Annotated in this window: 28 protein-coding genes and 1 tRNA gene; 7 read left to right on the top strand and 22 right to left on the bottom strand. The window is 60.4% G+C overall.

What is annotated here, in order from left to right; translation table 11 throughout:
- The first annotated feature begins 51 nt into the window (after positions 1-51).
- Positions 52-1,125 carry a type III polyketide synthase gene (locus AC1RRE_RS09845; protein WP_492980950.1) on the top strand — a complete coding sequence of 358 codons (1,074 nt, stop codon included), beginning with the start codon at positions 52-54 and terminating at the stop codon, positions 1,123-1,125.
- The gene (locus AC1RRE_RS09840; RefSeq protein ID WP_492980949.1) at positions 1,122-1,625 is read left to right on the top strand and encodes an isoprenylcysteine carboxyl methyltransferase family protein; all 504 of its coding nucleotides are present in this window, start codon (positions 1,122-1,124) and stop codon (positions 1,623-1,625) included. The genes AC1RRE_RS09845 and AC1RRE_RS09840 overlap by 4 nt, the downstream gene beginning before the upstream one ends.
- Positions 1,626-1,638: 13 nt before the next feature.
- Here AC1RRE_RS09840 and AC1RRE_RS09835 read toward each other — a convergent pair whose 3' ends face one another.
- The gene (locus tag AC1RRE_RS09835; RefSeq protein ID WP_492980948.1) at positions 1,639-2,007 is read right to left on the bottom strand and encodes a response regulator; all 369 of its coding nucleotides are present in this window, start codon (positions 2,005-2,007) and stop codon (positions 1,639-1,641) included.
- 160 nt (positions 2,008-2,167) lie between these two features.
- Between AC1RRE_RS09835 and AC1RRE_RS09830 the strand changes: the two genes are divergently transcribed.
- The 4 genes from AC1RRE_RS09830 (at position 2,168) to AC1RRE_RS09815 (ending at position 4,610) form a co-directional block, all read left to right on the top strand.
- A complete protein-coding gene (locus AC1RRE_RS09830) occupies positions 2,168-3,031 on the top strand; it encodes a hypothetical protein (RefSeq protein WP_492980947.1) in 864 nt (287 codons plus the stop codon).
- A 123-nt stretch (positions 3,032-3,154) separates the two neighbouring features.
- Positions 3,155-3,973 (top strand): helix-turn-helix domain-containing protein, encoded by an 819-nt coding sequence (locus tag AC1RRE_RS09825; protein WP_492980946.1) that lies wholly within the window; start codon positions 3,155-3,157, stop codon positions 3,971-3,973.
- Between the two features lie 31 nt (positions 3,974-4,004).
- The gene (locus AC1RRE_RS09820) at positions 4,005-4,472 is read left to right on the top strand and encodes a nuclear transport factor 2 family protein (protein WP_492980945.1); all 468 of its coding nucleotides are present in this window, start codon (positions 4,005-4,007) and stop codon (positions 4,470-4,472) included.
- A 63-nt stretch (positions 4,473-4,535) separates the two neighbouring features.
- Positions 4,536-4,610 (top strand) — tRNA-Val (locus AC1RRE_RS09815).
- Positions 4,611-4,868: 258 nt separating this feature from the next.
- Here AC1RRE_RS09815 and AC1RRE_RS09810 read toward each other — a convergent pair.
- The 20 genes from AC1RRE_RS09810 to AC1RRE_RS09715 form a co-directional block, all read right to left on the bottom strand.
- The gene (locus AC1RRE_RS09810) at positions 4,869-5,093 is read right to left on the bottom strand and encodes a hypothetical protein (RefSeq protein WP_492980944.1); all 225 of its coding nucleotides are present in this window, start codon (positions 5,091-5,093) and stop codon (positions 4,869-4,871) included.
- A gap of 159 nt (positions 5,094-5,252) precedes the next feature.
- Entirely contained in the window at positions 5,253-5,423 is a 171-nt protein-coding gene (locus AC1RRE_RS09805) for an isochorismatase family protein (protein WP_492981350.1), read from the bottom strand.
- Between the two features lie 698 nt (positions 5,424-6,121).
- Positions 6,122-7,144 carry an alpha/beta hydrolase family protein gene (locus AC1RRE_RS09800; RefSeq protein WP_492980943.1) on the bottom strand — a complete coding sequence of 341 codons (1,023 nt, stop codon included), beginning with the start codon at positions 7,142-7,144 and terminating at the stop codon, positions 6,122-6,124.
- A gap of 310 nt (positions 7,145-7,454) precedes the next feature.
- Positions 7,455-8,678, bottom strand: a complete 1,224-nt coding sequence (locus AC1RRE_RS09795; protein WP_492980942.1) for a beta-ketoacyl-ACP synthase — start codon at positions 8,676-8,678, stop codon at positions 7,455-7,457.
- Positions 8,678-9,403, bottom strand: coding sequence for a 3-ketoacyl-ACP reductase FabG2 (locus tag AC1RRE_RS09790; RefSeq protein WP_492980941.1), 726 nt, complete (start codon positions 9,401-9,403; stop codon positions 8,678-8,680). Before AC1RRE_RS09790 ends, AC1RRE_RS09795 begins: the two co-directional genes overlap by 1 nt.
- Positions 9,400-9,876, bottom strand: a complete 477-nt coding sequence (locus AC1RRE_RS09785) for a hotdog family protein (RefSeq protein ID WP_492980940.1) — start codon at positions 9,874-9,876, stop codon at positions 9,400-9,402. Before AC1RRE_RS09785 ends, AC1RRE_RS09790 begins: the two co-directional genes overlap by 4 nt.
- Positions 9,873-11,081, bottom strand: a complete 1,209-nt coding sequence (locus AC1RRE_RS09780) for a beta-ketoacyl-[acyl-carrier-protein] synthase family protein (RefSeq protein ID WP_492980939.1) — start codon at positions 11,079-11,081, stop codon at positions 9,873-9,875. The genes AC1RRE_RS09785 and AC1RRE_RS09780 overlap by 4 nt, the downstream gene beginning before the upstream one ends.
- A complete protein-coding gene (locus AC1RRE_RS09775) occupies positions 11,078-11,671 on the bottom strand; it encodes a DUF3261 domain-containing protein (protein ID WP_492980938.1) in 594 nt (197 codons plus the stop codon). The genes AC1RRE_RS09780 and AC1RRE_RS09775 overlap by 4 nt, the downstream gene beginning before the upstream one ends.
- Positions 11,668-13,974, bottom strand: a complete 2,307-nt coding sequence (locus tag AC1RRE_RS09770) for an MMPL family transporter (protein WP_492980937.1) — start codon at positions 13,972-13,974, stop codon at positions 11,668-11,670. Before AC1RRE_RS09770 ends, AC1RRE_RS09775 begins: the two co-directional genes overlap by 4 nt.
- Positions 13,974-14,588, bottom strand: coding sequence for a LolA-related protein (locus AC1RRE_RS09765; RefSeq protein ID WP_492981349.1), 615 nt, complete (start codon positions 14,586-14,588; stop codon positions 13,974-13,976). Before AC1RRE_RS09765 ends, AC1RRE_RS09770 begins: the two co-directional genes overlap by 1 nt.
- 5 nt (positions 14,589-14,593) lie before the next feature.
- Positions 14,594-15,001 (bottom strand): acyl-CoA thioesterase, encoded by a 408-nt coding sequence (locus tag AC1RRE_RS09760; RefSeq protein WP_492980936.1) that lies wholly within the window; start codon positions 14,999-15,001, stop codon positions 14,594-14,596.
- Positions 14,998-16,689 (bottom strand): glycosyltransferase family 2 protein, encoded by a 1,692-nt coding sequence (locus AC1RRE_RS09755; protein WP_492980935.1) that lies wholly within the window; start codon positions 16,687-16,689, stop codon positions 14,998-15,000. Before AC1RRE_RS09755 ends, AC1RRE_RS09760 begins: the two co-directional genes overlap by 4 nt.
- The gene (locus AC1RRE_RS09750; RefSeq protein ID WP_492980934.1) at positions 16,686-17,039 is read right to left on the bottom strand and encodes an ApeI family dehydratase; all 354 of its coding nucleotides are present in this window, start codon (positions 17,037-17,039) and stop codon (positions 16,686-16,688) included. Before AC1RRE_RS09750 ends, AC1RRE_RS09755 begins: the two co-directional genes overlap by 4 nt.
- Entirely contained in the window at positions 17,036-18,382 is a 1,347-nt protein-coding gene (locus AC1RRE_RS09745) for an AMP-binding protein (protein ID WP_492980933.1), read from the bottom strand. The genes AC1RRE_RS09750 and AC1RRE_RS09745 overlap by 4 nt, the downstream gene beginning before the upstream one ends.
- Before the next feature lie 20 nt (positions 18,383-18,402).
- Positions 18,403-19,002: a COG4648 family protein gene (locus tag AC1RRE_RS09740; protein ID WP_492980932.1), complete on the bottom strand. Its 600-nt coding sequence runs from the start codon at positions 19,000-19,002 to the stop codon at positions 18,403-18,405.
- Positions 18,968-19,213, bottom strand: a complete 246-nt coding sequence (locus tag AC1RRE_RS09735; RefSeq protein ID WP_492980931.1) for an acyl carrier protein — start codon at positions 19,211-19,213, stop codon at positions 18,968-18,970. The genes AC1RRE_RS09740 and AC1RRE_RS09735 overlap by 35 nt, the downstream gene beginning before the upstream one ends.
- 5 nt (positions 19,214-19,218) lie before the next feature.
- Positions 19,219-19,479, bottom strand: coding sequence for a phosphopantetheine-binding protein (locus tag AC1RRE_RS09730; protein WP_492980930.1), 261 nt, complete (start codon positions 19,477-19,479; stop codon positions 19,219-19,221).
- Positions 19,472-20,248, bottom strand: coding sequence for a lysophospholipid acyltransferase family protein (locus AC1RRE_RS09725; protein WP_492980929.1), 777 nt, complete (start codon positions 20,246-20,248; stop codon positions 19,472-19,474). Before AC1RRE_RS09725 ends, AC1RRE_RS09730 begins: the two co-directional genes overlap by 8 nt.
- Positions 20,238-20,951 carry a beta-ketoacyl synthase chain length factor gene (locus AC1RRE_RS09720; RefSeq protein ID WP_492980928.1) on the bottom strand — a complete coding sequence of 238 codons (714 nt, stop codon included), beginning with the start codon at positions 20,949-20,951 and terminating at the stop codon, positions 20,238-20,240. Before AC1RRE_RS09720 ends, AC1RRE_RS09725 begins: the two co-directional genes overlap by 11 nt.
- A 24-nt stretch (positions 20,952-20,975) precedes the next feature.
- On the bottom strand, positions 20,976-21,413 hold the full coding sequence (locus AC1RRE_RS09715; RefSeq protein WP_492980927.1) for a hypothetical protein: 438 nt from the start codon (positions 21,411-21,413) through the stop codon (positions 20,976-20,978).
- A 101-nt stretch (positions 21,414-21,514) separates the two neighbouring features.
- Here AC1RRE_RS09715 and AC1RRE_RS09710 point away from each other — a divergent pair, with 101 nt between their 5' ends.
- Positions 21,515-22,159: a 4'-phosphopantetheinyl transferase family protein gene (locus tag AC1RRE_RS09710; RefSeq protein WP_492980926.1), complete on the top strand. Its 645-nt coding sequence runs from the start codon at positions 21,515-21,517 to the stop codon at positions 22,157-22,159.
- Between the two features lie 16 nt (positions 22,160-22,175).
- Here the strand turns inward: AC1RRE_RS09710 and AC1RRE_RS09705 are convergent, their stop codons facing one another.
- Positions 22,176-22,706 carry a hypothetical protein gene (locus AC1RRE_RS09705; protein WP_492980925.1) on the bottom strand — a complete coding sequence of 177 codons (531 nt, stop codon included), beginning with the start codon at positions 22,704-22,706 and terminating at the stop codon, positions 22,176-22,178.
- Between the last annotated feature and the right edge of the window lie 715 nt (positions 22,707-23,421).

Raw genomic sequence — 23,421 nt, 5'->3', positions numbered from 1 at the left:
TGCGTCCGGATATCCGCCCAGCTAGGGTGCGCGGCCAACCACGGAGGCGTCATGACCGGCAGCGCGTATCGGAACCCTATTCCGCATCTGGTCTCGCTGGCCACCGCGGTGCCGGCTTTCGACCTGCCGCAGGATGAGGTGGCCCGCCGCGCCGGCGAACTCTTCGCGCCCAGCATGAGCGACTTCAGTCGGCTGACCCCGATCTATCGCAATGCCGAGATTGAGCATCGTCATTCCTGCGTGCCGATCGACTGGTACACCGCGCCGCATGACTTCACCGAGCGCAATAGCCTGTTCCTCGACAATGCCACGGCCCTGCTGTCCGAAGCGGCCCGCGAAGCACTCGATGCCGCAGGGCTGGCTGCCACTGACATCGACATGGTGATCAGCATCAGCTCCACCGGCATCGCCACACCCAGCCTGGAGGCGCGGCTGTGGCAGCAGGTGGGCTTCCGCAGCGATGTGCAGCGCCTACCCGTCTTCGGCCTGGGCTGTGCCGGTGGCGTGTTAGGCCTGTCACGCGCGGCTTCCATGGCGAAAGCGCAGCCGCAATCGCACATCCTGCTGCTGGCGGTCGAACTCTGCGGCCTCACCTTCCGTTTCCAGGATCGGTCGAAAAGCAACATTGTCGCCACCGCATTGTTTGGCGATGGCGCGGCCGCCTCGGTGATAAGCTGCCGCGAGGATTATATGGCCAAACCGGTGCTGGGCGCGGCGGCTGAGCATATCTGGCCCGACAGCCTGGACGTGATGGGCTGGGATGTGCTGGAAGACGGCCTCAAGGTGATCTTCTCGGGCAACATTCCCGATCTGGTGCGCAGCGACCTGCGCCCCATCGTCGACCGTTTCTTTGCCGCCCAAGGCATCACGCCCGAGCAGATCGCCGGCTACATCTGCCATCCTGGCGGCGCCAAGGTGCTTGATGCCCTGGAATCATGCTTCGACCTGCAGGCCGGCGGCATGCGGCATGCGCGCGAGGTACTGCGCCAGCATGGCAACATGTCTTCCGTCACCGTGCTGTTCGTTCTGCAGGCGATGATGAATGCCGGCGCGCGTGGGCGACATCTGATGACGTCGCTGGGCCCCGGCTTCACGGCTGCGCTGCAGCTGATCGACCTGCCATGACGATCCTGTATGCGGTCGTCTGCTTCGTGATCGTGCAGCGGTTGGCTGAACTGGTCTGGGCTGCGCGTAATACCAGACGATTGCTGGCGCGCGGCGCGATCGAGATCGGCCGGCGGCATTATCCGCTGTTCGTTCTGTTGCATGCGTCCTGGCTCGTCGCCATCGCGACCAGCATACCGCCACAGACGCAACCATCCTGGCCGCTGATCGGTGTCTTCGCTGTACTGCAGGGCCTGCGCATCTGGGTGGTGGCGACACTTGGCCCCTACTGGACCACACGCGTCATAACATTGCCCGACGCGCCGCTGGTGCGCAGCGGACCGTTCCGTTTCATGAAACATCCGAACTACGCCGTAGTGGTGGCCGAGATCGCCGTGCTGCCGCTGGCCTTCGGCGCATGGGAGATTGCGCTGATCTGGAGCATCGCCAATGCGCTGCTGCTGCGGCACCGGATTCGCGTCGAGGAAACGGCGCTGCAGCCCCGCCGCGCCAGTGCATAAGCGGGCGAGACGGCTAGCCTGTCGCCATCACGGACTGCACGGCTTCCAGCAGCTGCTCCTTGCGGAACGGCTTCTGCAGCATGACGGCTGCGCCGAATTCCTTGGCGATGCGCAGGAAGTCGAAATTGGCGGTATTGCCGCCCCCTGACATGGCGACGATCTTCACATGCGGGTATGTCGCCCGGATGGAGCGGATCGTCTCGATGCCTTCCTGGTTGGGCATGATGATGTCAGTGATCACCAGGTCATATGGAGCCGCGGCCAGCATCTCCATGCCGATACGGCCATCGGACGCTTCCTCGGCCTGAAATCCGGCCCCCCGCATCATCCGCACCACCAGGGAACGGAGTGCCGGCTCGTCATCAATTACCAATACTTTCATTGACTTATCCAAGTCCTCGCCTTTGGCTGGAACTCAAGGTGCACGTCAAAGTATCAGATTGTAAAAAATACAGCTCACGGCGGAAAATCCTAGCATATTCTGCATCTTGGAACGCACTGCCAGAGACCGGGCAGAGACCGGACCCGACGGGATTTCACCGATGTCGAAAAAAACGGATGCCAGTCAATCATCGCCGGATGCCGCCGGGCTCGTGGAAGAGTCCGGCGCCGATGTCGCTCCGGAGCCGGGCGCGCTCGACTGGTCGGCAATCGGCGAGCAGGCCACTCGCAGCATCCACTATCAGCCGATGTGGGACATTCGCCGTCATGTAATATCGACCTTCGTAGCCGAGCCGAGTTGCAGCACTCCCAGCGGTCTTATCCTTGGCCGGGATCGCGTGCTGGCACTGGGGGCTTTCGAGAACCAGACAGATCTCGACTATTATCTGCTGCAGACCGCGAGTACGACCCAGACCGAACTGCTGGCAACCGGTGCGCGGTCCCTGGTGTGCATTCCACTCCATTACGACTCCATCACATCGCCAGCCTCGCGCGGACTTTATATCGAGAAATTCTCTGCCATTCCGGAAGAGACCCGGAAGTACCTGCTGGTGGAAATCGTCGGCCTGCCGGCCGGTATTCCGTCAAACCGCCTGTTCGATATCTCCGCCAGCATCAAACGGCATTGCCGCAATGTCATTGCCCAGGTTCCCCTGCAAGGCAGTGTCTTCAGCACGTTCATCGAGGCTGGCATCCGGATTTGCGGGATCGAACTCACCACCCGTCCCAAGGATGAAACGCGCCTGGTCGGAATGTTGACCACCTTCGCCGCGGCCGCGCAGCGCAACCTGATCCACACCTATCTGCGCGGCACGCCGTCGCTCAGCCTGACGGCGGCGGCGGTGGCGGCGGGCTTTACCTACATCACCGGCGAGCCGGTCGCCTCTCCGACGGAAGGCCCCAAGACGGTCGAGCGCTTCGGATTATGGGACCTCTATTCGAGAGGCCTCGGGCCAAAGGCATAGAAAAACCGCGCCCACGGCCCAGTCGTGCGATTAAGCATATGAAAAACCAGACTTATTAAACGCTTACTTTCGGCGTAATTGTTTAGCCTACTTGGGCCGTCTTACCTTGTAGACATGAACATCATGACCCCGCAATTCCAGCAACTGCTTCGGCACTGGCGCACGACCCGACGGCTGAGCCAGCTCGCCCTGGCAACCGAGGCCGGCATCTCGGCGCGCCATCTCTGTTTCCTCGAGACCGGACGTTCGCTGCCCAGCCGCGAGATGGTGCGCCTGCTGGCGCAGGTACTCGACATTCCGTTCGCCGAACAAAACGCCCTGCTCGTGGCCGCCGGCTATGCGCCGATCTACAGCGCGCGCAGCCTGGATGCACCTGAACTCGCGCCGATCAACCGGGCGCTGACCGTCATGCTGGAACATCACGAGCCCTATCCGGCCCTGGTGCTGGATGAAAGGTGGAACATCCGCATGCGCAATACCGCCAGCACACGCATCTTCGGCGGCATGCGGGCGCGCTACACCGTGCCGGAGCCGCTGCTGCCCAACATCATGCATGTACTCTGCCATCCCGGCGGCATGCGGCCATTCATGCGCAACTGGGAAGACTTCGTCGGCGCCTTCATGCAGGTTTTGCATCGGGACGCAACGCAGGGCCTGAACCAGGCCGCCGCCAGCCTGCGTGACAGCCTGATGCAGTATCCCGACATGCCGGCCTCCTTCCGTGCAGCGGATCCAACCGGCGTCGACGCACCGATGCTGAGCATGGAACTATCGATCGGCAAACACGATCTGTCCTTCTTCGTGGCACTGACCACCTTTGCGATGCCGCGCGATGTGACGCTGCAGCAGATCAAGATCGAGAGTTTCTTCCCGGCCGACGAGGCCACGGCCGCCATCGCGAAAGAACTGGCGGACGATCCGGAATTCCAGCTTCTGCCCTGACCCGACCAGACGAGTGACAAGGAACGAAAACATGTCTGACAATACGCTGTCCATCCTGCGGGACATGAACGCGAAGTTCATCAACAATTTTATCATGAGTGACGTCGATGCGCATGACGTGATCATTCACGACCGCTTTGTTTGCATCATGCCGAATGGCGAACGCTTCACCCGCAAGCAGTACATGACGTATTGGGCCATCGCCTTCAATCCCAACACCATCCCCTACTACGATTACCGCGATGAGCGAATCTCTCTTTTCGGCAATGTCGCCCTCGTCTGCTCCACCACCAAAGCGGTCAGAATCAAGGACGGTGTCGAGACCACCGGTATGACCTTCTACACGGACACCTATCTGCAGGAAGACGGCATCTGGCGCTGCATCCAGGCCCAGCTGACCAGCGTGCAGCCCGCGCACTACCCCGCCGACGAGACCATCGTGCGGGTCTATATCCGGGGCAAGCTGCAGAAACAGCCCAGCCCCGTGGCGGCCGAATAACCGGCCCTGAAACTGGCATTGCCGGGAATGATCTGCTAATAACCCCGCGTCCAGACCGGACGCGGGCGGTTAGCTCAGCGGTAGAGCGCCTCGTTTACACCGAGGTGGCCGGCGGTTCGATCCCGTCACCGCCCACCATTTTTTAGGGTTCTCGCCGATTTGGCGACAATTTGGCGACAAAATAAGTCGCTGGTCAACAATCGCCAAAACCGACGCATTGTCTCCTGGGACATCACGCTCCTTCCCAAGCTTACGACGGGGGTTCGATTCCCCTCACCCGCTCCAAATCAATCAACAACTTAGTCGGATGATGCGGTTTCTTTTAGGAACCGTACTGCAAAAGTACTGCAAAACCCGCGTGGAAATGCCGGCACTCTGGTGGACATGAGGATATGCCTACTTCGCCATTAAACGATCTGCGAATTGCTTTCTGACACGTGCGATAGCCGCCTGTGCTTGGGCTGGATTAATCCAACGATATTCATTCGGATAAATGTTTGCCTCGATCAAACGCTTCCACGCTTCGTCTTCTGCGTCTTGCCCCGAAACACCTGCTAAAGCGAATAACTCTTCTATAGGGCTCGGCATACCAGAAAATCCTACGATCTTCTCCAGTTGCATCTTGGATTGCAGGATAACTTCTCCCTGCAGGCCACCAATTTTCGTCAGGGCTTCCGAATGTGGCCCCTTCCGTGCTGCGTAGCTCCACGCCGCGGACTCAAATTGTGAATCCTTCCAGAGTGCTGGAATACCGGCCCACTTAATGCCTGGTTCGCTTTGTCACCCATTGAAATTCCCATCTCCCATGATGTCACCCATTACCAACCGTGCGAGAATTACTCGATATCCGCAGTCGATGGCGCCCAGCGTCGAAGCCAATACACAGACGTCGGTTTCTGCACCGCTGACTACTAAAGACCTTACATTTCTTTCCGTCAGGAATTCGCACAGCCTATGGCCCGGTGCATGATTATCTAGGGGTCATTCCCTTCATGGCATTTAGCTTCGAACGCGTCCTTCATTGGGACAAGGCCGCCTTACTGCTCGAAAATCCAGAAGCGTCGGCCAACTGGATGTTGACGCCGAAGGAAAGTCCATTACCTACGACATACATCGTCACCCTGCTCGCTGCCATCGCACTCATCGACTTACTTCCGTCCTTAGAGGAATTGCTACGCGATGTCAGATGGCGCTCACGGAATGCCAAGCTTAGACGGCGGGAGTAGCTTCAGAGTGACGCTGACTTGCGCTTCGTCGGCCTTCCCAGTTCTATCCATACCGGCGCGTGGTCACTGGATTTCGGCCAGCCGCGCGTAGTCCGAATGAATGACCGTCGCTCCAGGGGGATATACAGGAGTGATCCTCAACCGGTTTGGCAACCGGAATTCATCCTGGAGAACACCATTCTTCATGAAGACATAGTCTGCCCCCCACCGGCTCACCCGGGTCACTTGTCGTCTGGCACGCGAGAAGCAGACAGGTGAGCAGATACACGCCAGTGATCCGCGAAGGAGCTGGTCTCATTGCAGAGCTCTCTGACATGCCTGCGCACCCTCCATTACCTAGTTCGGCCTCGACCCGAACCGATCCAGATGCCATTTCCAAGGCCGACCTGGGCGAAAGTCCGTTGTTAACGGACAAAGACTTCACTACTTACTGCGCAAAGTGCGCATGAAGTACTCCACAATCTGGTTATTTGTCCGGCCCTGGATAGCTCTACGGTCCACCCCAGGTGGATCCACGCAAACGCGAGGCACAGTGAGCGCCGCTTTTGCTGAACATGGTTGGATGAAAATAAAATGCCCTCCCGGAACCGTGCGATAGTCCGGTCGGCGCGGAAGAGAGTCTCGAATTAATTCACCATTAAAGGCGTTGGGGAGCATTTCATCTCGCTCTGGCTGGAACATCAATACGGGCACCTTCACATCTGCCAAGGCGGCCTTATCAAACATCACGCCGAATGGGGCGAGCAGAACGACCGACTTAATCCGGGTTTCAGGAGGCCTGTTCCAATCATCGAGAAATCTCAATCCTAGGCTTGTCAGCCAACCACCCAAAGGACAAGCGGCGCCATGCTCCACTGGCTTCTGGCAATGCTTGATCCAGTTCTGGCGATCGGGTTTGGCGCCAGCCATCACCAACGCCGTATAACCACCGGCAGAATACCCCACCATCCCGATCCGCCGGGGGTGAACAACTTTGGATAACTGGGGGTGCTTGAGCACAACATCCAGTGCATACGACGCCTGATAGGGGCGCGCGCCAAATTGCCGTGACGAACCATGCGCCGATTTATCGTCGAAGCTGTCACCCAGGTGCCGTGGTGCTGCAACGACCATTCCGCGGCGCGCCAGTAGCCGCGCCAGATCGCTAAGGGCCAGGTCACTCCCTTCGCTGCCGTGCGAGATAAGTATAAGACGGCGACGCCCCGGCAACGGGAGGGCGTCCAAAGCCACCTTTAGTTCGACATCTCCGATCTGCACCTTACTTTCTGGTGTTTTTGACGGGTACCACACAGTAACCGGAACGCCCGGCACCACGGCTCCGGGCACTTGGACCGGGGGCAGCTGCATCATGCCCGCGGTATAGGATTGGGCGACACCGATGCAAGGCATTGCCGCCGAAAGAAACACCCCCGCAATAGCGGCAAATATTCGATCCGTCACAGTCATTCCTGAAATTCGACACCCATAGATCCGCGACAAAGCTAGAAATTTTTGTGCAAACTAATCTTAATTGTCAAATGCTGGATATAACTTGGATATCTTTCCCATCTGACAGCGCAAGAGAGTACGCGGCGTCACTTGTCATTCGTTACTTCAAAAAATTCCAACCCATGTGAGCGGAGTACGATAATATTCTGCTCCTGACTATTTACTAGAAGGTGAGGCCTCCATCTTGCGCTGGATATTTATCGCACTTCCCCTGCTTTTCTTACTCGCTCTGATTCATCGGCTATATTTTTAAAGAATCGACGTCACCTCACACCGCACGAAATATCAAAGACGTGTTGATGCCCCCGAAAGCAAAATTGTTGGACATGACATAAGCATGGGGGTGGTGGCGTGGAGCGCCCATCACATAGTCCAATGCCGCACAGCGCTCGTCGACATTCGTCAAGTTTATGGTCGGATACAGCACGCCCTCACGCATCATCTCGATAGCCAACCAGGCCTCGAGCGATCCACAGGCACCAAGGGTATGCCCGAAATAGCTCTTGAGGGAATGCATCGGCGTTGATCCGCCGAAGACATTATACGTTGCCTGCGTCTCGGCTATATCACCCCATTCCGTTGCAGTACCATGGCCATTGACGGCACCAATATCTCCCGCCTGCAGGCCGGCATCCTCAAGAGCCATGCGCAAAGCCAGCTCCATGGTCGATGCCTGCGGCTGGGTGACATGATTGCCGTCAGAGTTGGTGGCAAATCCCACAGCCTCGGCATAGATGCGGGCCCCGCGCGCCATGGCGCGATCATAATCTTCCAGAATCAGGGTGGCAGCCCCCTCACCGATCACCAGGCCGTCGCGGTCACGGTCATAGGGCCGAGGCGTCGTTTGCGGACGGTCGTTGCGTGTCGAGGTGGCGAACAGCGTATCGAATACAGCTGCCTGGGTTACATCCAGCTCCTCTGCACCACCCGCGACCATGACGTCCGCCTTGCCTGTGCGGATCGCCTCCATGGCATAGCCGATAGCCTGGCTGCCAGAAGTACAGGCGCTGGAGGTAGGGATGATTCGCCCCGTGATCTCAAAGAACAGACCGATATTCACCGCAGCAGTATGGCTCATCAACTGAATATAGGTGGTTGCGTTCAACGTGCGTGAATGCCCCTGTGTCATCAGTTCGGCAAAACCGATCACCGGCGCCGGACTGCCAAAAGACGATCCATAGGCAATGCCGGTACGGCCATTGCGCACAACAGGATCATTACGCAGGCCTGCATCCTCCAGTGCGCGCTCCGTGGCATAAACACCCATCCGCGCGACCGCCCCCATGGTGCGCGTCTTCTTGCGCGGATAATGATCGGTTGCGGTGAAGGCCGGCAGCGGCGCGGCCAGGCGCGTGTTAATTCCCACATACCGATCCCAATCCGGCATGACGCGCACGGCCGTTTCGCCACGGATCATGTGACCCCGGATGCTGGTCCAATCCTCACCCAAGGCGGTGATACCCGCCATGCCGGTGACTGCGACGCGCCGCATCAGATCATCCCTCCGTTCACCGAGATCACTTGCCGCGTGATGTAACCAGCCTCGTCCGAGCACAGGAAAGCCACAGCAGCAGCCACCTCGTCCGGCTGGCCCACCCGGTTCATCGGCACGAGCTTCAGAGCTTCCGCCATCGGTACATCCTTCGTCATCTGCGTCTCGATCAGACCCGGTGCCACGCAGTTCACGGTGATCTTTCGCTTTGCCAGTTCGATGGCCAACGCCTTGGTCGCACCGATGATGCCGGATTTCGCGGCACTGTAGTTGACCTGGCCGCGATTGCCGATCAGGCCGGACACCGAGGAAAGCGTGACGATACGTCCACCTTGCCTTGCCGATATCATCAGCATGCTCAATGGTTTCAGGACATTGTAGAAGCCATCGAGATTGGTGCGCAGCACGGAGTCCCAGTCATCATCGGACAAGGCAGGAAAAGCGGCATCGCGTGCGATCCCCGCATTGAGCACGACGCCATAATAGACGCCATGCTCCTGCGTATCTGTTTCCAGCGCTCTCTGCGTCGCGACACGGTCGGATATATCAAAGCCAAGCAAACGGCCGTTGCCGCCCGTAGCCTGCAGCATCTGCAGCGTCTCTTCAGCGCCGGCACGGTCACTGCCGTAATGTACGACGATGCCGAATCCATCGCGCGTCAGCCGCAAGGCAATGGCTCGTCCGATGCCCTTGCTGGCGCCAGTGACCAGTATGAATCGTGTCATGGCTGCCCCCCTCCTTCTCCGCCGGCGCCCGGAAGTGTACCACCCTCGGCCGGCTGATAGACCGTCAATTGTGCCTGCGCCACGTCCAGGCCCGTCACCACTTCCGCAACGCGACAATCGAACACGCCCATTTCATCATCACGGAACAGCAGTCGGGCATAGACATGCAAATGCTCTCCAGCAGCGAACCATGCTCGCCCGCAGCGGAAGTCACGGGTGCCGAGCAGGTAGCCGATCCGCACAGGCAGGCTGCGGTTGAGCGACAACGCGCCGATGTAAGCGCCGCAAGTTTGCGCCATCCATTCGAGCGCGATATGCGCCGGCATGCCCCGGCCGGATCGAAAAAACAGCCCCTCGCGGACTGTAACGCCGGCCTGCATGGATGCGTCATCGTAGGCGATCGCCTCGTCGAGCAGCAGCATCGGCGCGGCATGCGGCAGAAGTCGCTCGATCGGATAGGGGCAAGGCGTCACGACAACTCCCCCCGTGCAAACAGCAGCGCCAGATTGCTGCCCCCGAAAGCAAAAGAATTGCTGAGCAGCGCCGCTGGGGCACCGGGATCGCGCAAACGCTCGCCAATTGCGGTCAACGCCAGGCGAGGCAGTGCCGGATCGGCGTTACCATCCCACAGATGCGGCGGCAGATAGCCTTCCGGGTTCCAGTCAGGGTGCAAGGTCAGCCACAGGAAGGCCGCCTCGCAGGCACCCGCAGCGCCCAGGGTGTGCCCGGTCATGCCCTTGGTGGAACTGCAGGCGATGCCGGCGCCAAATACGGCTTCTACTGCCTTGGATTCCATCGAATCGTTCAACGTCGTACCGGTACCATGCAGGTTGATATAGGCGATATCGCCAGGCATCAGACCGGCATCGGCCAGTGCCAGCCGCATCACGGTGACGGCGCCATGACCTTCGGGATCCGGGGCGCTGATATGGTGTGCATCCGACCCTTCACCGATGCCGCACAGTTGCACCGGCGCCGCATCCCGCGTGAGCAGGAAGGCTGCGGCAGCTTCACCAATATTGATGCCATCACGATGCGCACTGAACGGATTGCAGCGTCCTGCCGATACGGCTTCCAGGGCCGCGAAGCCGCCAACCGTCATGCGGCACAACGTATCCGCGCCGCCGACCACTGCCGCATCAACCACGCCTGCCTGGATCAGCCGGCGCGCCGACGCAAAGACCTTGCCACTGGACGAACAGGCGGTGACCACCGCATAGGCTGGCCCGGTAAGGCCGAACACAGCTGCAGAAAAGCGGCTCAGGCTGCCCGCCTCCTGATTCCGGTAGTGGAACCAAGCCGGCCATTGCCCGCTCTGCCGATATGCGGCGAAGGCCAGCTCACCCTCGGCGATGCCGCCGGTGCTGGTTCCCATGATGACTGCGATGCGGTGACGACCGTAGCGTTCTGCGGCTTCGCGCACCGGATCGACGATTTCCTGCAACGCCAGCATCATTAGCCGGTTGTTGCGACAATCCCACTGCGTCAGCGCAGCTGGCAACGGCGACAGATCCTGCGGCACTGATCCGATATGCAGGCTGCGCCCCGGCAGCAGGTCGTCGCGCGGGACCAGACCGGTGGTGGAACCAGAAAAGAGCGCCGCGGTTGTCGCGGCCTTACCGGTCCCAAGCGGCGTGCACAGGCCCATTGCCGTGATGCCAAGAGACAGCGCCGTCACAATCCCGCCTCCGCCGACTGGACCTCGATTTCGTAGCCCCAGGAATAATTGACATAGCGCAGGCGGCCGGTCCAACGCTGGCTGATATCGAACCCGTATTCGATGCCGAGCACAGGCTTGCCGTCGAGCAGGATCTGGCGACGGCCATTACTTTCGATCAGTTCTCCGCCGGCCGGCAGGCTTGCGCGCACCACCGTCGCCGGCCAGTACAGCAACACGATATCCGCCAGCATGCTGCCTGGCCGCACGACCGATGGCAGCCAGGCAGCGGCCTCGGCAGCAAGACCACTCTCACTCCAGGTCAGCGTCATCGCCCGCCGCCCTAGAGAGTCGATACCGACGAGTAGCAGACGTTCCGGCGTGATGCTGAGATGGCCTTCAAAACTTATCGCCTGATTGTCGCGACGCAACGTGATGAGCTGCACGGCCTGAACCTCGCGTCCGAGGTCGGCGGGCCGCGGCAACGTCAGCAGTCGCGCCGGCGCGATCATCGGCCGCGCAGCCTCTTCGGGCGAGACGGGCGGCGGCGCGGCGGCGCAAGCGGCCAGCACCAGGACCAGCAGCACAGGCAGGGCTAGGCGTCGCATCATGCCGCCTCCGCCGCCATCTGTCGGCGGGCCAGTGGCGCCAGAAACAGCGAAATGCACATGCCGATCAGCATGGTGAGGCCGAAACCGTGCACCACGGCAACACTGCTGAAGGCCAGCATGCCAAAGGATAAAAGCGTCGTGAAGGTGACCAGCCATATCGCCAGCATGATGATCGAGTGATGCTCGGCTTCACCCTCGGCGCAGAAGATCGCGTAATCTACACTGATCGACAGAACCAGGATCATCGCCATGGCATGGAAAAAGGTGAACCGCTGGCCCAGCAGGGCCAGCACGGCCGGTGTCAACAGCAGCGCCATGGCCGGCGGCGCCATTACGCTCAGACCGCCGCGCAGGCCATAGCGCCAGAACAGCGGCAGAAGCATCAGTAGCGCGGAGACCGCGATCAGCATCACCGCACGGTCGCGATAGCGCCCGAGCAGTGCATTGAAATCGGTTACCGGATCAACCACCCATAGATCGGGAATACCGGCAAAGGTCGCGCGCAACGCGGCAGCATCCTGCAGGCCGTGTAAGGTGATGGTATGCAAGCCCGGCGCGATAACCATGTCTTTGAGATAGGGGATCGCGTCGCGCTGCAAAGCCTCGCCTAGCGTCAACACGCCCTGCGTCGGCACGATCTCATCGGGCGCCGGCAGGCCGAGCTTGGCGTATTGCCCGTCCCGCAGCGGGATATCAAGACGGGCGGCGCGGAGCTGCGCATTCTCGCGCTGGCGCGCAGCCGAGGGCACGTAGCTGGCCGGGGCCTGATAACTGGCGATCTGGCCGCCGGCCTTCATCGTTTCCAGCGCCGGCATGATTGCTTCTTCCCGCAGCAATGCAGCCTCATCACCCCCGGCCCTGATCAGCAGGAACTGTGCGGCCGGCACCGCACCAGTCAGGCGCTGGATGTCCGCCTGCTCCTTCAGCAGCGCAGGCGACAGCGCCTGCATGTGGCGCACATCGTCATCCGTTTCCAAACGCATCCAGCCGACGACACCCATCAAGGCAAGGAGGGCGAGCAGGGCATACCGCAGCGACCGCAGAGACGGCGCGGCCCAGAATCGCCACAACGCGGAAGCGGCATGCAGCATGACTGCGCCATGGCGCAGTGTGCGGTCATGATCGAGCAGCGGAATCCAGAGAATCACTGTCAGGAAAGCGGCAATCAGCCCGATCACCGCGAAGACCGCCAGCTGATGCAGTCCGGGAAACGGCGCGAGCAGTAGGGTCGCATAGCCGATCAGCGTGGTCACCAGGCCGAGCGTGATGGCGATTCCCACATGCGCAAGCCGCTCGGTCGGATGCTGCATATCCGGATCGAAGAGGCTGGCGCTGTAATGCAGCCCGTAATCGACAGCGACACCGATGAGACTGGTGCCGAACAGCAGGATGGCGACATGCAGTTCGCCGAAAATGAAAAAGCTAACGGCGAGTGCGACAATGCTTCCGGTCGCCAGTGCCATCAGGTTATGCAGCAGGGGCCCGATGCGCCGGAACACCACCAGGATCAGCAGCACGGTGCCGACCAGCGACAGGCCACCGAGCCAGGAGGCTTCCTCCAGCGCCACCGACGCACCGGCATGACCAAAGAAGGTCACGCCGAGCCGCCGCAGTTCCCCGCCCGGTGCCGTCGCCTTGAATTTGGCTTCTGCGTCGGACACCGCATCGATCACACGCTGCTGGGTGTCAAGCGACATCGGTTCGCCGGCAACCAGGCCGGTCAGCGCGATCCAGGCCATGCCCTGATCAACTACGGTGAGATAGCCATCATCCACCACCAGGCGCGACGCCGGAAATGGCAGATCGGCAACAAAACCCGGCAGCAGCAGGAAAGGGTCTTGTCGCAGCAATGCGGCATCCGCCATGCCGACGAAGCCGAAGACCTGCGACAGGGCGTTGACCGATAGCTGTTCGCCTCGGTCCTGCAGCAGGAGACTGCGATGCCGCTCCGACAGCAGGCCATCGCGATAGGGAAAATACTGGCGGCCCAGCCGGACCACGCGTTCGGCATCGAACTGCGAGTCGAATCGCTCAATGACGCCGCGCGACAGCAGATCGGTCGAGAATTGTGCGGCGGCAGCCCGCGCCACCATGCGGTCTTCATGGCCGATCATGAAAATCACGCGGCGGCTCAGCGCCTTGGAGACGGTGTCGCTGGCCTGCTGCAGAACCGGGTTTCGCTCGTCCTGCGGCAGGAGCGCCGTGAGATCGGTGCGGAACAACGCCCCCTCATGGAAGCGGTAGCCCAGATACAGCCCGGACAAGAGAACGACAGCCAGCCATAGAACGGCAAGGACGCGCATCAGCGGCGCCCCACTGTGGCGAGTATCTGCATGTCATCAGTCGTCAGCGGTTGGGCCGCCAGAACCTGATCGAGGAAGAGCAAGGTGTCACGATCGCCATCGGGCTTCAAAAGCTCAACCCGGTCGGCATAACGACCGCCCTGGATGAGTATCTCCCGGAAAGGCATGGCCGCATCAACGGCGTTGCGCGGCAGCAGACGCAGGGTCCAGGCCTTGTCATCGCCCTGGCGCGTCACCACAAAGGCTTCTTCCAGGCCCTGCCAATCGCCGCTCAGGGCGCCGCCCAGCATGGCATAGAGCCGCGCAATGAATGGCAGCCGCGCGGCCGGCAGGCGCATGGTTTCTACGCCACCGGTCTCCTGCACCAGGCCGGCAGGGCTGATGACCGTGGTGACGGCAAAGGGGGTTTCCGTCCGCCAGATCAGGCCGCGGCCGGCCGCCAACGTGAAACGCCCCTCGCTTTTGAGCGGCGCGGGAAAGCCGGCGAGCTGCCGCAGCTGCACAAAACGGCCCTGCAGGACCTGGCCATCCGCGAACTCACCGACACGTTCGGCGGCGTGCACGGCAGGCAACACCAGCAGAAACAATAGGCCGGCAAGGCCGATGCGCAGCATGGCACTCACAGCAACGCCCTAACTTTATCGGTGAAGGCTGGCGGGGAGACGAATTGCAGCTCACCGGTTTCAGCCGTGATGGCGAGTTGCACGGTACGCGCCTTGGTCAGGGTTTCACCGGTAGCCTGGTCGAGAATACGATAGTCGATGCAGGCACGATTCTCATATTCGGTCAGGGTGGCGCGCACCACGATCGCCTGGGAAAAGCGGATCGGCCGGACGTATTTCAGATGCATGTCGACAATCGGCCAGGCAAAGCCTGAATCCACCATCTGCTGGTAATTGTAGCCGATCTTGTCCAGCAGGGCGCAGCGGGCCTGCTCCAGGAAACGCGGGTAATTACCGTGCCACACCACATTCATCGGATCGAGATCGTAGAATTGCGGGTGAATGACCACCTCGGCCGAGATCATGGCGTCACGGTTTCCTTCTTCATCGCCCAGAAATCGAAGAAATTGTACCACTGGAACGGATCCAGCAGCGCCTGTTCCTCCAAGGCACGGGCGAATTCGCCCGCATACCCGTCCAGTGCCTCCATACGCTGCCCCCGCGGCAATGTCACCCGCTCGGCCAGCCGACGACCCGCCAGATGGAAACGGCCGCCTTCACGCCGGCAGAACAATGTGTAGAGCGGGCATTCCATGACCGACGCCAGGATATACGGCCCCTGCGGAAAGGCTGCCGGTTGCCCTAGGAAGGGAGCGAGGCTGACCCGCTGGCCGGAAACCGGCACCCGGTCGCCAGCAATGACGACCCAATCGCCGCGATCGACCCGCTCCTTCAGCAGCACCGCCGTGGCGGCATCCAGTTCGGTCACCTGAAATGTGTTCAGCGCGGTTTCCGGATTGATTTCCCGCAACACGCGATTGTAGTTCGCGGCATGCTGGGTATGGACCAGCACCAGCAGGCGGCGCCGGATGGCGGGATCGATGAGCGCGCGGGAGACTTCTATATTGCCAACATGGGCGACAACGATCACGGCACCACGCCGATCCCCCATCGCCTGCCGCAGGCTGTCGGCGCCATCCCCATCCATCATGTCGGGTGACAGGTTTCCCGACCAGGCCGACAGGGAATCCAGCGCACGGCCCGCAAAGCTGAAGAAATGCCGATAGCCGCTCCAGAAACCGGGCCTGCCTGCTTCGCCACGGGCGGCAAAGGCCCGGGTCAGAAAATCCCGCGAAGCTCGGCGCTGTTCACCGCCCGTGAGATAGAAGAACAGCACAATGGGCGACATCACGGCATGCGACAGCCGGTGACCGAGCAGGCGATACAGGACCGAACAGAATTGCAGGCCCCAGTAAAGCCCACGCTCCGACAGCCGCGCCCAGTGCGTGGGCTCCGCGCGCAGCGGTCCGGGGCGATGCTTCAGCACCCGTGGCAGGCGCCACAGCATGGTGAAAAACAGCCGCGTGTGCATGGCCGATATTCGCAGATTGTCGCGCAGCATATCGAAATTGGAAGTATTGCCCGGCGGGTAGGTAACGCGGACCGGCAGTTGCACCACCGGCGTGCCGCGCCAGAACAGGCGCACCATGATTTCAGTGTCGAAATCCATCCGCTGGCCCAACACTTCACCATCGGCCCGCAGATGCTGCACGGCAGCCAGTGGATAGACGCGATAGCCGCACATCGAATCACGGATCTGTAGGGACAGGGTTTCGACCCAGACCCAGAAATGCGTGATCCAGCGACCGATGGCACGGCCCAGGGGGATGGTGTTGTCATAGACGGGAACGCCGGTCACCAGAGCCTGCGGATGCTGCCGGGCCAGCGCCAGCAGGTCTTCCAGCCTGCTCATATCATGCTGGCCGTCGGCATCGACCTGCACGGCATGCGTGAAACCGGCCGCCTGAGCCAGCGCCATGCCGGCCAGCACCGCCCCGCCCTTGCCCTGATTGACGGCAAGGCGATGCACGATGACGCCCTGCGCGGGGTCGTGGCGTGCCGCCAAAGCACTCCGGGCAGGTTCGACATTGCCGTCGTCGACGATGAACACGGTGAGCCCGGCCGCGCGAAGCGGCGAGACCACACCGTCCAGCGCCAGCCAGTGATTATGGCTGGGAACAATGGCACAGATCTTCTGATCGCTACCGGTCATGCCGGCACCAGGGCGATGCTGCCCGAAGACAGGATATCCTCCTCATGGCGGTATTCGAATGTCAGGCGTCCCCGTGCGGCTACATGCTGCAGGCGCAAGACCACAGTCATGCCCGGCTGCGTGACTCGCCTGAATTTCACCTGCAGCTTTTGCGCAGATTCAAGCGCAAGTCCCAGATGCCGCTCGGCCAGCAATACGGCCCAATCGACCTGTACCACGCCAGGCAACACCGGCTGACCGGGAAAATGCCCTTCGCATTGCGCCAGGTCCGGCGGAATGAAAAGCGTCAACTCGGCCACGCCGTCAGCAACACGGCTATGGCGTAATACCGGTTCGACAGGCCGCGTCATGGCTGGATAGCCTCCACCTTTGCGGCGTCGAACAACGCCGCAATATCCGTTTGCCGTCGTTTGCCCAGCGCCGCAACCGGCAGGCTGGCAACGAAGCGCCACCGGCGCGGCAGGCCGACCGGTTCCTGTGTCACTGATAATGCCTTCTGCAACATGCGACCGAAGCGAAAAGCACCCAGCTTCTCCAGCTGATCCCGACCCTCCGTCGTCGTCACCACCGCAGCGGCAAGGCGTCGTGTCGGCTCGTGCAGGATAACGGCAGCATCCTCGATCCAGGGCAGCGCCTCCAGCATCTGCTCGACCTGCTGCAGGTTGACGCGTTTTCCCTCCACCTTCACCACCCGATCTGCACGGCCACGGAAGCGGAAGCCGCCGTCGGCAAGCAGATCGACCAGATCGGCACTGGCCTGCAATCCGGCGACATGCGGCGCCTGCACCTCCATGCGGCCTTCCGCATCTGTGCCGATGCGCACACCCGGCAGCGGCTGCCAGTCGGCATCTGGCCTGCGGTGGCTACGCCAGGCGACAGCCCCGGTCTCGGTGCTGCCGAAAATCTCGGTCGCAGCAATGCCGAACAGCTGCGCCGTCGCTGCGGCAGCTTCCGAGCCAAGCGGCGCGCCAGCCGAGAGGATGAGGCTGGGCCGACGGTTCCCCGACGGTGACATCATGCCATCCATCCGCATCAGATGCGCCGGGCTGGTAACCAGTACGCCCCCATCCTGCAGAGCAGCCATCACGCTTTCCCATATGTCATGCGTGCGTCCTTCGAAGACACGACCGGTGGCCAGCGGCCAGCACAAACGGAAGGCAAGGCCGTAGACATGCTGGTGGCTGACCGTGGCATGCACGCAGGCCGCTGCCGGAACGACACTCCCGAATACCGCTTCGATCGCGGCAGCTTCCTGCTCGAGCTGATGCAGGGTCTTGTCGACACGCTTGGCAGCACCGGTGGAGCCGGAGGTGAAAAAGGCGATGGGCATGGCAGGATTCAGCGGCCGGGCCGCAGGGGATTCACCTGGCATGCCGTCTTGCAGGATCAGACTATGCACCGGCACCGATGACGGTGCGTCGCTGACCAGACAGTCGAAGCTGCCCGCCATTGCGTCCAGCGTGCCGGGCCGGCCATTAGGTGGAAAGACGATCTCGCAGCCGGCATCCAGCAGGGCAAACAGGCCGACCGCCGCCCAGTAACTGTCATCGGCGAGCAGCAGGCCGCGGCGGCATCCGTCCTGCCGCAGGCGCCGCGCATTGGTGGCAACATCAGCACGGAAATCCGCCCGGCTTTTGCGGCGTCCATCATGGATTGCAATGCATCGCGCAGGAGAAGATGCATCCGTCAGCAAATGTGACAGCCGGCCTTCCATCATGCGCGCCCGAAGGATCGATAAATGGTCTGCCGCAGGATGTAGTCGCCTGCAAACAGCCCCCCCATCACGACATAGGAAATCAACCCGGTCCACAGCGCCCAGTAATCATCGGCCCCCGCCGCGGCAAGCGCCGCTGCTATGACGGCATTAACGACCAGCCAGGCGGTCCATACTATCGTCAGGCGGCGACAGTAAATCTGCCCCTCCGGCGGCAGCGCACCATGGCGCAGGTGCGCAAACCGCTCAATCAGGCTCGGCGGCCGCCACAGCGATACCGCAAAGATGGTGGCGACGGCCAGGCTGAGTAGCACCGGATAGCAGCGGCTGGCCAGTTCGGCGTCCAGCACGGCCAGCAGAGGCAGCAATCCCAGCGCGGCCAGCAAAGCCGGTCGCCAGTCCCGCATCAAATGCGCCGGTAGGGTCAGCAGCCGCACAAGCAGCAACGCTTCCGCCAGTCCGATGAAGGCCAGCGGCGCGACGCGGTCTCGCGTGAAGTACACAACGGCCGGATAGCCGACGCTGAGAAGAAAAACGATCGCCAGACCGCCTGCAGCAGCCTTGTTACGCAACCAGGGCATAAACCGCTTCAAGAACATCGCCCACCGTCCGGACACTCTTGAATTCCTCCGGTTTAAACTTTCGGCCCGTCAGTTCTTGCAGTTTCACCACCAAATCGACGGCATCGATGCTGTCGAGGTCAAGATCTTCATACAGGCGCGCGCTCTGCACGATCTTTTCGGGTGGCACCTCGAACATCTCTTCGAGATGCCCCTTCAGTTTTTCAAAAATTTCTTCCCGCGACAACATCACCCTCACCCCGCCTGCTGAGCGGCAATGAACCTGGCAAGGCTACGCACATTGGCGAAATGCGCCTTGACCTCTTCGGTTACCGTGTCGAATTTCACATTGAAGGCTTTGCGCAGCGCTACGCCCAACTCCAACGCATCAATGGAATCCAATCCGAGGCCGTCCGAAAACAACGCCTCTTCACTGTCAATTTCCTCTGGCCTGATATCCTCAAGCTTCAGGGACGCGACTATTAGTTTTTTAACCTCGAGCTCAAGATCATCCATTGGCTAACTGTTCCGTATAATAATCTTCAAGATGGCGAACGAGCTTACGTGTCGTGAGCGAACGATGCTCTTCGATACCAATATCCTTCGTCGTTATGGTGTCGCCGATAACGATCCGAAAGCGCGGACGCCGAACCGGAACCTGCCACCACTTGTCTCCCTTAAGAAGAGTCGGTGGATTACAGGACAACACGACGAGCTGGATTTCAGCATTGAGCAGCGTCGCGATATGGGCAAAACCCCGGCGGAAGCGCAACGGCTCGCCGGGGCGGCTGCGCGTGCCTTCGGGAAAGATGATCAAATGATTGCCGCCCTCCAGAGCGGTGCGGCAGGTCGACAGCATTTCGTCGGCAGGCAGATCGTTACGGATATAATCGGCAGCCCGCATCAAACGCCCAAGCATCGGACTATCCCAGAGCTCTGCCTTGATCACGCATTGCGCGCGCGGAAGCTGCGCAATGAGCAGGACGACATCGAGAAGCGTGGGGTGATTGGCAATGATCAGCCGTCCGCCACGATCCGCGAGCTTGTCGACGCCCGTCATCTCCAGGTCGAGGATGCGCAGCTTCAGGAGAATGCCCACATACAGGCGGAACAGGCGGTGGATCAGGTATCGCACCCGCGCGCCACGCTCGGGCCCTTCCAGCGACATTACGCGAACGGTGCAGATCGCAATCAGCGCAAGAACCGGTCCGCCGCCAAACAAAGCGAAGAAGGCCAGCCCTGTCGCCAGCATCCGCCATGTGCGCCCTAACCGATCAAGCCGCACGGGACCACTCCCATGTCATATCAGCGCCGGCGGCCGCATGATGCTTCCTGTCTGAGAGCAGAAAGCCGAGGAAGTCCTGCGCCAGGCACGGGGCAGGATTAGCTTCGGACTGTGCGGCTGCCGACACGTGAAGACGGATGACATCGTCTCCCGCTGCCGGCCGCCCCAGCAACAGGGAGAGGATGAACGATTGGCGCGGACGCTCTGCGTCCTCAAACGCTGCATAAGCCCCAGGAAGGGGTTCGTCGCCGTACAGCAACAACACAGGCTCGCCCGTTTGCGCCAGACAACCAGCCGCCTCAAGCAAGCCATAGCCGAAGGAATCAGGGCCGGCTGAAATTGCCGTATGACCGGCCTTGTTCTTTGTGTGGATCGACAGCAGGCCGAGCAGCGCATGATGAACAGAGACGCTGAAATCGGCCGGTGAGGGCATCTCGCCCTGCGATACCGCTTCAAGAATGCTCAACGTTCGCGTCAGCTCGCCATCACGACTTGCCAGAATGTAGCGCACATCCTGCCGGTTGCCCGCACAGGACAGAGCCGCCTTCATCAAAGCCTGCCCTGGCGGAGTCAGCCGGCGACGCATCATCATGGGCAGCTCGACCACGCGATCGCGGCCGCCGCCAAAAACAGACGGCAGCGCATCGCGCGACAGCGCCCACGCATAACAGTCATGCACCGCGAATGTCAGCAGGACCGACATGCGCCCCCCTTCAAGAGTCGGCCTTCAAGAGCCGACTGTGTACAAACGCTTCTCGATGTCCTGTTCAAGTTTGACGACCATGGAATTGTATCGCCGGTGAATCCAGTCCTGATCCGCCTTCAGGTTAGATGACCCTGCATAGCGGATGCTGTAGGCTTTCTGCGTATAAACGATATCGACCGTCGCTGTATGTTCGCGCCATTTCTGGGTGGCACGCATCAGCCCGGGATTGACCTTCTCGACCAGCCAGCCATTCGATGAAGCAGCCTGATAAATGGCGGTCTCCAGCGTCACCAGGTCGGCCTTCTGGGCTGCGACCGGAATCGGATGGTCTTCAACTTTATAGATAGGCTGTACGCGGTTGCAGCCGCCAACAGTCAGCATGATAACCAGCGCTGCGCCAACAGCGCAGCGAGCCTTCCCTTGTACCATGTAAGTCCCCCACATATGCTCGGCGGCCATAATCAGACCCGCCTTACACCCTTCTAAATCCCCACAACCTTGAATACAATTTTAGTATAGATTTTTCGAATATTCTACAACTCAGGCGAAAATGAACGCGCATGTTACTCGTTCACGCAATGAGCCGGGATGCAGGACAGAGATTGCAGTTGCTGCCAGCCTGGGGCCATGAAACAGACCAAACAGCAGCGTCCCCTTCCAGCCGTCTGGCGCGGGCGCTTTTAAGATATTCCGCTAGGAATTCCGGCTTTTTCCCCAAAGCCGCGACATGGGTTTTTTCTCGGGCGGCATCCGGCCAGCCTCACATCGTCAACGCCGGAGCTTACCCCGTCTGGGTTTCGTTCAGTCATTCCGGCGCCTGGGTCGCCTGCGCGCTCAGCACCACAGGCCCTATCGGGGTAGATATTGAAGTGCACCGGCGGGATCGCGACTTGCACGGCATCGCCGCGCTGGGCTTCAGCGCAGCCGAACAACATCGTAGTCAGGGAGTGCCGGAAGAATTTTACCGTATCTGGACTATCCGCGAAGCTATCGCCAAGGCGACAGGTGCTGGCCTGGCCCAGGCAACCGATGGCCGGGATTGTGCTGGCACTGGGCCGACGCTGGGAAGCTGGCGAACCACAGTCGCCGACGAGCCGTGGGATATAACTCACATGCTGCTTGCGTCCGATCTCAGCTTAGCGTGCGCGACGTCCGCAGAGAATACCCCCACCCAGCAACGGCCCGTGCTAATGGTATCGGACTGAGCAACAATCCCACAGATCAGTAGTATTGACGCCCGTAAGCGCAGGCGGTTTCCACAATACGCGAAAGCATCAGATTGTCCGTACCGCCAATCGAAAAAGCTCCCCCGATGGCATTTGCCTTTGCATAGAAAACCGGTTCGGCCACCACTTGCTGCGCCACCAAGTCGGTATATTTAACTTTGAGCAGGACCGCCGAGCTACCCGCCATACTGCCGAGCCAGAACCTTTCACTGACATTGACTTTCTTCATGTCAACAATGCTCGGTTCAATAAGCAGTTTGCTCCCGGCATTAACTTCCGTGCTTGCTCGGATCGCTGGGAATACAGAATTCAGGCAGGTTTCCAGCTCATTACCGATCCGTGTCGCGGCGCGCCGGTCACCAGCATCATCTTCCATCCGTTCGACAACGAGCGGCCTGAGCTCCACATACTTGAAGCCTCCCAACGGCACCTTACTAGGCTGAATGGTTTCGTCCTGCGAATGTATCTGAGTAGTGCAGCCAGCCAGAAATGCAGCCACGCCGACAATGGAGACCAAATTTCTCATGTACCCCCTCACACGCCCACCTTTTCTACAATCTATATGGCACCGAATTAATTTCGCAACTCTCAAGAGTAATGTAGCGGCGTTTTCATTCCTTGCTATGGATTGCTATGCGGTGGAATCCCTACCGATCTATGCATTAGGCATCCTTTCGGAATAACTTCTGAATTCTGAGCCGGCCCCGGCATTCCCTGTTTCTTTGGTCATGCCCCATGGACATCCGTGCGTAGGCAGACTTTGAACCAACAAAGCGGGGGACCGAAGACATCCAGTCTCACCCCGGCTGCAACGGATAGCTCCTCATCTCGGCGATAAGTCTTCGCCAATTATTATTGGTGGTATTCCACCTGTATTACTGATTCCAAAGCTGGTCGTGTCCGGCTATGGATATTAAGAAAGTCGTTGGGCGAAATTTGCGTAAGTTGCGGGTCGATCGAGGCATGACGATCGAGGATTTGGCCGTCGATGCAGAGGCCGAATCATCATGGACAGCAACACACATACGTCACCCTCTCCGCCAATATCCAGCCTAACATATTAAAATCATTCCCCTGCGTTTCACGCGGGGCGCTCTACCCACAAACCCTAGCCCGTTGGCGCAACTCATTGCTGACGGCATGCAGTTATGCCTGTTTGAAAACCTGGGACAGGAAGTCATCTAGCGAGATGACGGTATGGGCCATTGGCCCAGCGTCTGCCCAGCTTATCTCAGTAGGAA

The sequence above is a fragment of the Ferrovibrio sp. GW821-FHT12D07 genome (assembly GCF_058807275.1).
This window is presented reverse-complemented; position numbering and strand designations above follow the sequence as displayed.